This is a genomic window from Neotamlana sedimentorum (assembly GCF_000943565.1).
GTDB classification, from domain to species: Bacteria; Bacteroidota; Bacteroidia; order Flavobacteriales; family Flavobacteriaceae; genus Neotamlana; species Neotamlana sedimentorum.
In genome coordinates this window covers 412,109-424,789 of record NZ_JTDW01000005.1, presented here as the reverse complement: position 1 = coordinate 424,789, position 12,681 = coordinate 412,109, and the positions used below count along the sequence as shown (strand labels likewise).

Here is a 12,681-nt window from a genome sequence, read left to right as displayed (position 1 = left end):
ATATAAAAAATGGGAGAAGGTTTAAGTAGTTTACTACCTTTTGCATTAATGTTTGTAGTGGTGTATTTTTTTATGATTGCACCGCAAATGAAACGCGCAAAAAAAGAAAAGAAATTTGCAGCCGAATTAAAACGAGGCGATAAAGTAATAACCAAAAGTGGATTGCACGGTAAAATTGCCGAGTTAAACGATAAAGATAACTCTTGTGTTATTGAAACTTTAGCTGGTAAATTAAAGTTCGATAGATCGGCTATTTCTATGGAAATGAGTATGAAACTTAATACTTCAGTAGCAGATAAAAAATAATTAAAAAGACGTAAATAGTTTTTAAAGCCTCCTAAAATAGGAGGTTTTTTTGTTCCTTAGTGTAATGTAAATTGGAAATTAGATTTTACTCATATAAAACCAAACACAAGCTTTTATGTTTCTTTTTTTAAAATATAGGGCATTATTTTATTCTAAGTCTTTTTAACACATCGGATTCTTATAGTTAAATGGAAAGTCTTTAAATAATAGGTGTCCTTACTCAATTTATCAATTATAAATCCATTATAAATTAATAGAAAGCATTTAGATAAAGATTTACAGTTTATAACATTTAGAATTATATATAAATGATGTTTTTTTAAAACATTAGTTGTTTAATGATATTGAAGTTTTAAAGCAACAAGCACAGAAAGTGGAATAGAATATTTAGAAATAAATACTTAGATAAAAAAACCTCAATATATAATATATTGAGGTTTAATTTATTGAGATTTAAAATAGAGCTTAATCTTCGCTCCTATTTTCTCTAGGTTTTCTATCGTCTCTTCTGTTACCTTTATTTCGGTTATCGCGTCCACGATTATTATCTCTACTGCGGTTGTTATCGCGTTTTGGCCTTTCTTCCCAACCTTCTGGTTTAGGTAAAATAGCTTTACGAGATACTTTTTCTTTACGTGTTCTTGGGTCAATACCAAAGTATTTTACATCAAAAACATCGCCCATGTTTACAACATCGGTTACGTTTTCAGTACGTTCCCAAGCTAATTCGCTTACGTGTAATAAAACTTCGTTTCCAGGAGCTTCAGTATATTCTACTACCGCACCAAAATCTAACATTTTAATTACTTTAACTTCGTAAATACTACCAATTTCTGGTTTAAATAACATCGCTTCAATACGAGCAAGTACAGCCTCAATACCTTTAGGTCCTACACCTAAAACTTCAACAATACCTTCTTCTGTTACAGGATCTTCATTAATTACAATAGTAGTTTCTGTTTCTTTTTGTAATTCCTGAATGTTTTTACCTCCAGGACCAATTAAGGCACCAATAAATTCGTTAGGAATACGTCTTGTAATCATTGTTGGTGCGTGTTCCTTAACTTTAGAATTTGGAGTATCAATAGTATCAGTAATTTTACCTAAAATATGTAAACGACCATCACGCGCTTGTTTTAAAGCATTTACAAGAATTTCGTACGATAATCCTTTAACTTTAATATCCATTTGGCAAGCCGTAATACCATCGGCAGTTCCTGTTACTTTAAAATCCATATCTCCTAAGTGATCTTCATCACCTAAAATATCAGATAATACCGCGTATTTTCCAGAATCTGCATCAGAGATTAATCCCATGGCAATACCAGAAACTGGTTTTTTAAGCTGTACACCAGCATCCATCATGGCCATTGTACCTGCACAAACAGTTGCCATAGAAGAAGAACCGTTAGATTCTAATATCTCTGAAACCACACGTACTGTATATGGGCAATCTTCAGGAACCATGCCTTTTAAGGCACGTTGTGCTAAGTTACCATGTCCTACTTCACGACGAGAAGTGCCACGAATTGGTCGTGCTTCACCAGTTGAGAAAGGAGGGAAGTTGTAGTGTAAATAAAAGCGCTCTTCACCTTCATATGATGGCATATCTATTTGGTTTGCTTCTCTACTTGTACCTAGGGTAACTGTAGCTAAAGCTTGAGTTTCTCCACGAGTAAATATTGAAGAACCGTGTGTAGATGGTAAATAATCTACTTCACACCAAATTGGTCTAATATCAGTAGTTTTACGTCCATCTAAACGCAAACCTTCATTTAGTGTTAAATCTCGTACAGCTGCTTTTTCTGCTTTCGAGTAGTATTTAGAAATTAATCCGCCGTAATCTTCAACTTCTTCTTCAGAAAAACTAGCGATAATTTCTTCTTTAATTTCTGCAAATGCAGCACCTCTTTCGTGTTTAGATGATCCTGCTTTAGCAACAGCATACACTTTATCGTATGCCATATCGTGTATTTTCTTAGCTAATTCTTCATCTTCTCTTTCTGGTTCGTATTCACGAACTTCTTTTTTTCCGAAAGCTTCAGCTAATTTTACTTGTGCTTCACATTGTACTTTAATAGCTTCGTGAGCAAATTTAATGGCTTCAGTCATTTCTTCTTCTGAAATCTCATCCATTTCACCTTCAACCATCATAACAGAATCGGCAGAAGCACCAATAACCATATCGATGTCACTTTCTTCTAATTGAGAAAAAGAAGGATTAATAATGAATTCACCGTTGATACGACCAACTCTTACTTCAGAAATTGGGCATTCAAATGGGAAATCTGATAGTTGAATAGCAGCAGATGCAGCTAAACCTGCCATAGCATCTGGCATAACTTCTGGGTCGTGAGACATTAACTGAATCATTACCTGAGTTTCAGAATGGTAATCTTTTGGGAACAACGGGCGTAAAACGCGGTCTACTAAACGCATTGTTAAGACCTCACCATCACTAGGTCTTGCTTCTCTTTTAAAGAAACCACCAGGGTATCTACCCGCAGCCGCAAATTTTTCACGATAATCTACCGTTAATGGTAAAAAATCAACATCTGCTTGTTTGTAATTGGAAACAACTGTACATAATAACATACATTTTCCAGATTGCACAACAACGCTACCATGCGCTTGTTTTGCTAATTTTCCGGTTTCGATAGAAATTTCTCTACCGTCACCAAGGTCTATAACCTCTTTAAATGTTTGTGGAATCATAAAATTTTAATTCTTATTTCAAGCAAATTTGTGCTTGAAACATGTTAAACAATGGTCGTTGTGTTGTTATGTAGTTGTTGTCGACCAATGAAAAACTGTAAAGCTTCTTCAATTTCGGTGATTATACTCGACCGAAGCGAGTGTATATATAAATTAAAAAAAGAGGCGCGAAGCCTCTTTTAAATTATTTTCTTAAACCTAATTCTTTAACTATAGCACGATATCTTAAAATATCTTTCTTCGTTAAATAATCTAGTAAAGCGCGACGCTTACCTACTAATTTTACTAAAGAACGCTCGGTGTTATAATCTTTACGATTCTTCTTTAAGTGTTCTGTTAAGTGATTAATTCTGTGCGTAAATAACGCGATTTGACCTTCTGCAGAACCCGTATCGTTTTTCCCTTTACCGTGTTTTACGAAGATTTCTTCTTTGACTTCTTTAGTTAAATACATGCTAATATTTTTAAAATGATTTTTATGTATATGAAAGGTTTTCTTTCAAGCGGCAAATATAAACATATTTTATTTATGAATAGTTAAAACTATTTATTTTTTTTGATGTAAAAATCTTACAATAATGTTGTTAATTTTTCAAAAAATGGCTATTTTTAGTAATTATGATAAGAGGAATAGATCGTTTAAAAGATACGCTTTTTGAAAATATTTTTAATTATGCTAAAGGTGGTATTGCTGTTGTTGGATTAAAAGGAGAATTGATTAAAGTGAATACAAGCGTTTTGAATGCATTGGGTTATACAGAGGATGAATTGTATGGCATGAACTTTAAACAAATCACACATAAAAATGATTTAGTTGCCGATCTTAGTTATATGAAAGAACTATTGGATGGGGTTATTGAAAATTATCAAATGGATAAACGGTATTTCCATAAAAACGGACAAATTATTTGGGCAAGTTTATGTGTGTCTTTAGTAAGAAACGAGGCAGGAAAACCGCTTTACTTTATATCTCAAATTGAAGATATTACTGATAGAATGGCCGATAAAGGAAAGTTAGAAGCGATGCTTGAAGTTGTTAAAGAGCAAAACGAACGACTTTCCAATTTTGCGGATATTATTACACACAATTTAAAAACGCATGCCTCGAATTTAAATACCTTAATTAGTTTTCTTGAAGAAGACAAGCATCAACTTACTCAAGATGACGATTTTTATTTGCTAAAAGGATCGGTAATTAATTTAAGTCAAACCGTATCACATTTAACCGAAGTAGCTAAAATTAGAAGCGTAGTTAAAGATCAAATTGAAGCATTAAATTTAAATGATTATGTTGAACAAGCTATTTATAATGTAAGTGCCTTAGCAAAAAATATAGATTGTAGTATACAAAACAATATAGATAAAACTTTATATATTAAAGGGATTCCTGCATACTTAGATAGTGTTATACTGAATTTTTTAACCAATGCTATAAAATATGCTTCACTAGATAGAAAGTTAAAAATAACGTTATCGAGTAGAGAAGAGGATGAATATGTGGTTTTTATGGTAAAAGACAACGGGTTGGGTATTGATTTAATTAAGTTTGGTAACAAGCTTTTTCATATGTATAAAACTTTTCATAAACATAAAGATGCCACAGGAATAGGTTTGTTTATTACCAAAAGTCATATCGAATCAATGGGAGGTAAGGTATCTGTTGAAAGCGAGGTTAATGTAGGTTCAACATTTATTGTACATTTTAAAAATGCAAAAGTACTGGGTTAGTAATTGCAATTAATAATTTAGCGATTTCTCCAGAAAAAAGGTGTTAATAAAATCAGTACTGTAAATAATTCTAAACGTCCAATAAGCATTAAAAACGATGCCCACCATTGTGCTAAATCTGGTAATGCTGCATAATTATTCACAGGACCAAAATTGCCAAGTGCGGGTCCTACATTTCCTAAAGTAGAAGCCGCTAAGCCGATTGCTGATTCATAGTCTATACCAAACATTGAAAACACCAATGCTCCAATAATAAAAGATAGCATATATAGTATAAAGAAGCCTAAAATATTAAATACGATACCTCCTTCAATAGCTTTTTTATTATATCTAACAGGAATAATAGCATTAGGATGCAATGCACGTTTAAATTCTAAAAAGCCATTTTTTATTAGAATTAAATGGCGAACTACTTTTACCCCCCCAGAAGTACTACCTGCCGAGCCCCCAAGAAACATAATTCCAAAGAAGAATACCATTAAAAAAGGCGTCCATAAAGTGTAATCTGCAGACACAAAGCCCGTGGTTGTGATTACGCTAATAACTTGAAATAATGCATGTCTAAAAACACTTTCTGCTTTGCCCCAAACCATAGGATGATTAATAGATGAATCTCCTAAATCGGCGTTAAAATAAATTATAATAGAAGCTATGAGTGTAAAAATTAAAATAAACTTAAAATAAAGCTTAAATTCTTCATCTTGAATAGCTTTTTGTACTTTTCCTTTAAATGCGAAGTAGCTTAAAACAAAATTAGTACCCGCCAAAAACATAAATAGAATAATAATGTACTGTATAATAGGTTGGTCATTCCAATATGCAACACTAGCATTTTTTGTTGAGAATCCACCCGTTGAAAGTGTACAAAGCGCATGGTTTATAGCATCGAAAAACGACATGCCTGCTAAACTTAAAAACAAAGTTTCGGCGGCTGTATAGCCAAAATAAATTAGCCATAGGCGTTTAGCAGTATCGGTTATTCTTGGGTGTAACTTATCGGCACTTGGTCCGGGAGCTTCGGCTGCAAAAAGTTGCATACCACCAATTCCTAATAGAGGTAAAATAGCAATAGCAAGAACAATAATTCCCATACCGCCAATCCAGTGGGTTAAACTACGCCAAAATAACACCCCTTTAGGAACAGCCTCAATATCGTTTAAAATGGAAGCTCCTGTTGTGGTATAACCCGACATAGTTTCGAAAAAAGCATTGCTGAAATTAGGAATACTTCCGGTTAGTACATAAGGAATAGCTCCAGATAGCGACATAATTATCCAGCCAAAAGTTACGACAATATAACCTTCTCTTTTATTTATCTCCTTGGTATGTTTTCTCGTAAAAAACATAACAATTATTCCTAAAATTAGGTTGGCAATACTAGAAATTAAAAGATCTAAAGTAACACCATCTTTATAAATAAGGCTTATCAATGTTGAAATTAGCATAAAACCACCATTAAATAATAATAGTGATCCTAAAAAATAAAAAATGATTTTGTAATTAAGTTTCATTTTTTGGATTTAGCGAAATAATTTTTCAACACCTTTAATTGATTGTAATAAACAACAAACTACCACTAAGTCTCCTTCACGAATTTTAAAATCTCCTAAAGCTATTTGGCCAACACCGTCTCGAATAACACCACCAATAATAGCTGAACGTGGGAAGTCTAATTTTTTAATGTATTTGTTGCAAATAGCAGAAGATGCTTTAACTTCAAATTCCAGTAACTCAGCATTCATATTGTTAAGTTTAGTCATTGCAACAACTTCTCCTTTGCGAATGTATCTAAAAATATTATTGGCTGCTAATAGTTTTTTATTAATTAGAGTGCCAATACCTACCGATTGAGACAATTCAAAATAGTCCATGTTTTCTACTAAAGCAACAGTTTTTTTTACATTTTTAGATTTGGCAACTAAACAAGACATGATATTTGTTTCAGAGTTTTCTCCTACAGCTATAAAGGCGTCCATATCGCTAATGTTTTCTTCTTCTAGTAAATCAACATTCTTACCGTCACCATGTAATACTAAAACTTTTGGTAAATCGTCGGCAAAATCGAATGCTCGTTCTTTGTTTTCAACAAATAATTTAACATTAATACCTTTTTCTGCTAATTCTCGCGCTGTTTTGTATCCAATTCTACTACCTCCTAAAACAATTACATTTTTAATATCTCTATTAGCTTTTCCAGTTAGACGGCATAATTCTTCACCACCATCTTCGGTTGTAATAAAAACAACGGTATCTCCTTTTTGAAAAACCGTGTCTCCGCGAGGAATTAACGTATGTTGCGCCCCAAAGCGTTGAATCGCAATAGGAACAAAATGAATCTCGGGGAAAATTTTAGCGGCTTCTTTTACTGTTTTTCCAACAAATAAAGCGGAACGAGATAGTACAATGCGAGCCATTTTCAACGCGCCTTCTTCAAACTCATAAGCATCTGTAAAAGAAGACTGTTTTAAAGATAATTCAATTTCAGAGGCTGCTAAAGATTCAGGGGAAATAAGTTCGTCTATACCAAGTTTAGTAAAACCTAATTCGTCTTTATGTTTTATAAATTCTGTATTTGTAATTCTAGCAATTGTTTTGTCCGATCCTAATTGTTTGGCTAAAACACAGGCTGTAATATTTGTGGTTTCGCTGGAAGTGACCGCAATAAATAATTCTGAGTCTTCAATTCGAGCATCTTTTAAAATGGCTCTAGATGTAGCGTCTCCCCTAATTACTTTTATATCTAAATGGGTATCGGCATAGGCCAAACTATCTTTGTCAACATCAATTAAGGTGATTTCTTGCGACTCGTACGATAAAAGTTTCGCTAAATGAAATCCTACTTCACCTGCACCAGCAATTATAATTTTCATTTTTCAATCTAATAAAAAGTAGTGCAAATATACTATAATTACAATTTTGGGATAAAATTATTCGATATAATTCCTTTAAAGCTTCTACACTTAAATTTTTAAAAGATTATCTTTGCTTAAAATTTTTGAGTTTGTTAAAAGTAAAACCATATAAAAATAGCGACTTGGGTAAAAAAGAACAGGTGGCTAAAATGTTCGATACGATTTCTGAAGATTATGACGGCTTAAACCGTGTTATTTCGTTTGGGATTGATGTTAAATGGCGAAAAAAAGTGGTGCAAATGGTTGCTACCACGAATCCAGATTCTATTTTAGATATTGCCACTGGTACTGGGGATTTAGCCATTAATTTAGCTCAAACCTCGGCTACTAAAATTGTTGGGTTAGATATAAGTAGTGGCATGCTCGCGGTTGGTAAAGAAAAAATAAAAAAGAAAGGTTTAACTTCTAAAATTGAAATGGTTTTAGGTGATAGTGAGAATTTACCTTTTAAGGATAATGCTTTTGATGCAATTACAGTTGCTTTTGGTGTACGTAATTTTGAAACTTTAGAAAACGGATTAAAAGAAATTTTAAGAGTTTTAAAACCAGGTGGTATTTTTGTGATTTTAGAAACATCGGTGCCAACTAAAACGCCTTTTAAGCAGGGTTATAATTTGTATACTAAAAATATTATGCCATTTATTGGTAAATTATTCTCAAAAGATAGAAGTGCTTACAAATATTTAAGCGAATCGGCTTCGGTTTTTCCTTATGGTGAAGCTTTAAACAATATTTTACATAAAATTGGGTTTATTAATGTTGAAGATTTTCCACAAACTATGGGTGTGGCAACAATTTATAAATCATCGAAGTAAAAATATGAAGTATTTTTTTGCAATTCTTTCATTCTTATTCGTAGTAAACACATCTCAAGCGCAGCTTTTTAAGCGCGAAAAAGTAACATACGATGCCAACCAAGGGCGTGGTACAACCGATAATAATTTGTTACGTTGGGGCTATTATTTGGGTTTAAGCTCGTACGATTTTAATTTCGACTATAACGAGGATTTACATGATATTTATGTCGCAAGAAGCCCTGGTTTTAACGTGGGTTTAATTGGAAATTTGCGAATTAATAAATTTTTAGATTTACGCCTAGAACCGGGTTTGATTATTACCACCAGAGAATTAAACTATAACGAAAGTTATTTTGTAAACGAACCAGAATTACGAAATTCGTATTTGGTACGCGAAGTAAAATCGACTTATATACACGTGCCATTATTACTAAAAGTTTCAACAAAACGAATAAATAATTTTAAACCGTTTATAGTTGGGGGCTTCTCTACAGCATTAAACCTTTCGAGTAACGAAGATAATCCAGAAGACAACCGTAGCGGCCAATTTAGAACTACAAAAAATGCTTTATTTTATGAACTAGGTTTTGGTATCGATTTTTATTTGTATAATTTTAAGTTTACACCCTCTGTACGTGGTGTATTTGGTATTAACGACGAGTTAATTAGAGATGAAGATCCAAATAGTCCATGGACAAGCAATGTAGCAAGCATGAAAACAAGAGGGTTATTTGTTAACTTTACGTTCCAATAAATGTGGTAGTTTGTAGTTTATTAAAAGCTTAATTTCTTCTTCTAAATTCACTTAATAATATTGCCGTAGCTGTGGCTACATTTAAACTTTCGGTAGCTTGAAGGTCTCCAAACCTTGGAATAGATAGTTTCTCTGTAATTAAGGCTTCAATTGGCTCGCTAATGCCGTTTGCTTCATTTCCCATTACTAATATGCCGTCAGCTAAGGCTTGTTTTTGGTACACATTAGTGCCATCCATAAAAGCACCGTAAATTGGTAAATTAGTGCTTTTTAAAAAGTTTTCTAGATTAACATAATTAATATTAATTCGGGTTATTGATCCCATTGTGGCTTGTACTACTTTAGGATTATAACAATCAACGGTTTGGTTGCTACAAACTAAATTTTTTATTCCAAACCAATCGCAAAGTCGAATAATAGTGCCTAAATTTCCAGGATCTCGAATGGCATCAAGAGCTAGTATTAAACCTGATTTTTCAATTTTTTTCGGTTTAGGAATTTCGAAAATAGCTAAAGCCGTATTAGGGTTAGCTAAAAAGCTAATGCGTTTTAAATCGGAATCAGAAATTAAAATTTCATCAATTTTATTATTATTGGCATCAATTTTGAACGACTTGGTAGTGTATAGTTTTTGAAGATTAAAGGACGATTGAAGCAATTCGGTTATCGTTTTTATGCCTTCAACTACAAATAAACCATGTTGTTGTCTGTATTTTTTTTGTTTTAAACTAGTTATTAATTTTATCTGACTTTTAGATAGCATGGTTTAGGTATTTTTTATAAAGAAAAGAAAATATTAATAAGTTAACCAGATGCATAAGCAAATAAGTATTTTTTTCTTTTAAAAGCTGTATTTTTGACAGCAAAATTATGGATTATAAATTTTAAAAAAATACTAAATCGAATTATCTCCGTTTGAAGAAGCTTCTCTTTAAAATATTAATAATAAGCGTATGTTTTAACTTGTTTTACGCCTGCGATAGCGTTAAAAGAGTTGCCGAAAAAGAACGACTATTAACTAAAAACACCATAAAAGTAAATGATGAAAAGGTTAAGACGGAGGCTTTAATTAATTTGCTTTATCAACAGCCTAATCTAAAAATTCCGTTAATTAATTTACCATTGCGTCTGCATGTTTATAACTTGGCACGTCCAAATATAGACTCTATTATAGAGAGTAACATTTTTGATAAGCCTTCGAAAAGAGAACGATTAGAAAACTTTTTGTCCACAAAGCAATTCAATAAATACGTTCAATCTAAAAAGGACTTTAATAATTGGTTGAAAAATACTGGAGAGGCACCTGTAATTTTGAATGAAGATAAAGCTAAACGGACTGTTAACAGATTTAAAGATTATTACATAAATAATGGTTGGTTTAATGTTAAAGCCAATTATGATATTGAAAACGTTGGCAATAAAAAGGCAGAAGTAACTTATAATGTCACTACTGGTAACGCCTTCATTTTAGATACAATATCAACAGATATAAAGTCGGCTATTGTAGATACACTTTATAAAAAAATAAAACAAGAAACGCTTTTAAAGCGTTATGATCAGTACAAAACCGAAAATTTTAATAAAGAACGCGAACGTATTGCAAGTGCTTTACGAAATTCAGGAATTTATCATTTTAAAGCCGATTATATTACCTACACCATGGATACCATTGGAACCAATAATAAGGTAAATGTTGGAATAAATATTCAAGACCGAGCCATACGAACTCAAGATTCTGTTAGTCGTGAACCTTTCGATATTTTTAAAATTAGGGATGTAAATATTATTACTGATTATACCTTTGAAAATCGTGGTAAACCATTTAAAGATTCTATAAAATATAATAGTTTTAAAATTTACAGTTACGATAAAATAAAGTATCGTCCTAAGGCGTTAACCGATGCTGTTTTTATAAATCCTGGAGCTATTTTTAGAGAGATTGATAAAACAAGAACATATAGGCATTTAAACGAGTTACGAACTTTTAAATATCCAAATATTGAGTATATTGAAAATAAAGACAATACACTTACTGACACTATAAGACTTACGCCTTTAAAAAAGTTTAATTTTAGTTTTAGGACAGATGGCTCCCAAAGTAATATTCAGCGTGTTGGTTTTTCGGTTAATCCTAGTTTATTAATACGAAATATTTTTAGGGGTGCCGAAACTCTTGAAATTTCAGGGTTAGCATCAATTGGAGCGTCTACAGATGCTAATAGAAATAGTGATGAAGATCCGTTTTTTGATATAAATGAATACGGAGTGGATTTTAAGTTAACTATTCCACGGTTGTTTTCACCTTTTTATACGGAGCCTTTTATACCAAAATATATGTCTCCAAGTACTGTAATTAGTCTCTCTGCAACAAGTCAAACTAACATAGGTCTGGATAAGCAAAGCTTTAGCGGGGTTTTCAATTATAATTGGTACCCTAACAAAAAGGTCTCAAATCGGTTAGACGTATTTAATATCCAGTATGTGAAAAATTTAAATATTGATAATTATTTTTCAGTTTACACAACTTCCTTCAGTAATTTAAATAGTATTGCTCAAGAAATTGGTTATGTGGGAGAAGAAGACGAGTTGTCAATTCCTGAAGATGCCGATATATTTATCTCTGATGTACTTTCTAATAATACAGTATTAACTTCAGACGACAATGATTATATAACGGTTTCAAATATCAACGAACGTAAAAATAGATTAACGGAAAACAATCTTATTTTAGCTTCAAGCTTTAGTTTTGTTAATGATGAGCGCACCAATTTATTTGATAACGATTTTTCCATTTTTAGAGCCAAACTTGAGGTTGCGGGTAATTTGTTTGCTACAGCTGCCGATTTAATGGGATTAGAACGTAACAGCGATGACCGCTTTGAAATTTTAAACGTTGCATTTTCACAATACACAAAAGCCGAATTAGATTATATAAAACATTGGGATTTAGGAAGAAATAATGTCCTGGCAATACGAAGTTTTTTAGGAGTTGCAATACCTTATGGAAATTCTAACAGCATCCCTTTTTCTAAAAGTTTTTTTGCCGGTGGCCCTAACGACAACAGAGCTTGGACAGCCTATGGTTTAGGTCCTGGGAGTTTAGAAACTACAAACGAATTTAATGAAGCTAATCTAAAAATTGCTTTAAGCGCAGAACAACGTTTTAACATTGCGGGAAGTTTAAATGGAGCGTTGTTTGTTGATGCTGGCAATATTTGGAATGTACTAGATAATGTAGATGATGCTAGAGCAACTTTTACAGGCTTTAATTCGTTAGAAGATATCGCAATTGGCTCAGGTTTTGGGCTGCGTTACGATTTTAGTTTCTTTGTATTTCGATTCGATATTGGTTTTAAAACTTATGATCCTTCATATCAAGATGAAAACCGTTGGTTTAACGATTATAATTTTTCTAATGCCGTTTATAACATAGGTATAAACTATCCTTTCTAAAAATAGATTTACTATA

The 12,681-nt window shown here is 32.3% G+C and carries 10 protein-coding genes; 5 read left to right on the top strand and 5 right to left on the bottom strand.

What is annotated here, in order from left to right:
- Positions 1-9: 9 nt before the first annotated feature.
- Positions 10-306 carry a preprotein translocase subunit YajC gene (gene yajC, locus PW52_RS09180; protein ID WP_044632617.1) on the top strand — a complete coding sequence of 99 codons (297 nt, stop codon included), beginning with the start codon at positions 10-12 and terminating at the stop codon, positions 304-306.
- A 465-nt stretch (positions 307-771) separates the two neighbouring features.
- Here the strand turns inward: yajC and PW52_RS09175 are convergent, their stop codons facing one another.
- Positions 772-3,021, bottom strand: a complete 2,250-nt coding sequence (locus PW52_RS09175; protein ID WP_044632616.1) for a polyribonucleotide nucleotidyltransferase — start codon at positions 3,019-3,021, stop codon at positions 772-774.
- Positions 3,022-3,205: 184 nt separating this feature from the next.
- Positions 3,206-3,475: a 30S ribosomal protein S15 gene (rpsO, locus tag PW52_RS09170; protein WP_044632615.1), complete on the bottom strand. Its 270-nt coding sequence runs from the start codon at positions 3,473-3,475 to the stop codon at positions 3,206-3,208.
- 164 nt (positions 3,476-3,639) lie between these two features.
- Between rpsO and PW52_RS09165 the strand changes: the two genes are divergently transcribed.
- The gene (locus PW52_RS09165) at positions 3,640-4,749 is read left to right on the top strand and encodes a sensor histidine kinase (RefSeq protein ID WP_044632614.1); all 1,110 of its coding nucleotides are present in this window, start codon (positions 3,640-3,642) and stop codon (positions 4,747-4,749) included.
- 17 nt (positions 4,750-4,766) lie between these two features.
- Here the strand turns inward: PW52_RS09165 and PW52_RS09160 are convergent, their stop codons facing one another.
- Together PW52_RS09160 and trkA are read right to left on the bottom strand one after the other, a co-directional pair.
- Positions 4,767-6,260 carry a TrkH family potassium uptake protein gene (locus PW52_RS09160; protein ID WP_044632613.1) on the bottom strand — a complete coding sequence of 498 codons (1,494 nt, stop codon included), beginning with the start codon at positions 6,258-6,260 and terminating at the stop codon, positions 4,767-4,769.
- A gap of 9 nt (positions 6,261-6,269) precedes the next feature.
- The gene (gene trkA, locus PW52_RS09155; protein ID WP_044632612.1) at positions 6,270-7,619 is read right to left on the bottom strand and encodes a Trk system potassium transporter TrkA; all 1,350 of its coding nucleotides are present in this window, start codon (positions 7,617-7,619) and stop codon (positions 6,270-6,272) included.
- Between the two features lie 131 nt (positions 7,620-7,750).
- On the opposite strand from trkA, the gene ubiE reads away from it, so the two are divergent.
- Both ubiE and porT read left to right on the top strand, forming a co-directional pair.
- Positions 7,751-8,476, top strand: a complete 726-nt coding sequence (ubiE, locus tag PW52_RS09150) for a bifunctional demethylmenaquinone methyltransferase/2-methoxy-6-polyprenyl-1,4-benzoquinol methylase UbiE (RefSeq protein WP_044632611.1) — start codon at positions 7,751-7,753, stop codon at positions 8,474-8,476.
- Positions 8,477-8,480: 4 nt separating this feature from the next.
- Positions 8,481-9,212 carry a type IX secretion/gliding motility protein PorT/SprT gene (porT, locus tag PW52_RS09145; protein ID WP_044632610.1) on the top strand — a complete coding sequence of 244 codons (732 nt, stop codon included), beginning with the start codon at positions 8,481-8,483 and terminating at the stop codon, positions 9,210-9,212.
- A gap of 28 nt (positions 9,213-9,240) precedes the next feature.
- On the opposite strand, the gene PW52_RS09140 is transcribed toward porT, so the two are convergent.
- Positions 9,241-9,975 carry a TrmH family RNA methyltransferase gene (locus PW52_RS09140; RefSeq protein WP_044632609.1) on the bottom strand — a complete coding sequence of 245 codons (735 nt, stop codon included), beginning with the start codon at positions 9,973-9,975 and terminating at the stop codon, positions 9,241-9,243.
- 152 nt (positions 9,976-10,127) lie between these two features.
- Here PW52_RS09140 and tamL point away from each other — a divergent pair, with 152 nt between their 5' ends.
- On the top strand, positions 10,128-12,665 hold the full coding sequence (gene tamL / locus PW52_RS09135; RefSeq protein WP_044632608.1) for a translocation and assembly module lipoprotein TamL: 2,538 nt from the start codon (positions 10,128-10,130) through the stop codon (positions 12,663-12,665).
- The last annotated feature ends 16 nt before the right edge of the window (positions 12,666-12,681 follow it).

Coding starts and splice junctions, on each gene's coding strand:
- porT (WP_044632610.1), top strand. CDS start 8,481: ATGAAGTATTTTTTTGCAATTCTTTCATTCTTATTCGTAGTAAACACA.
- yajC (WP_044632617.1), top strand. CDS start 10: ATGGGAGAAGGTTTAAGTAGTTTACTACCTTTTGCATTAATGTTTGTA.
- trkA (WP_044632612.1), bottom strand. CDS start 7,619: ATGAAAATTATAATTGCTGGTGCAGGTGAAGTAGGATTTCATTTAGCG.
- PW52_RS09175 (WP_044632616.1), bottom strand. CDS start 3,021: ATGATTCCACAAACATTTAAAGAGGTTATAGACCTTGGTGACGGTAGA.
- PW52_RS09165 (WP_044632614.1), top strand. CDS start 3,640: ATGATAAGAGGAATAGATCGTTTAAAAGATACGCTTTTTGAAAATATT.
- rpsO (WP_044632615.1), bottom strand. CDS start 3,475: ATGTATTTAACTAAAGAAGTCAAAGAAGAAATCTTCGTAAAACACGGT.
- PW52_RS09160 (WP_044632613.1), bottom strand. CDS start 6,260: ATGAAACTTAATTACAAAATCATTTTTTATTTTTTAGGATCACTATTA.
- PW52_RS09140 (WP_044632609.1), bottom strand. CDS start 9,975: ATGCTATCTAAAAGTCAGATAAAATTAATAACTAGTTTAAAACAAAAA.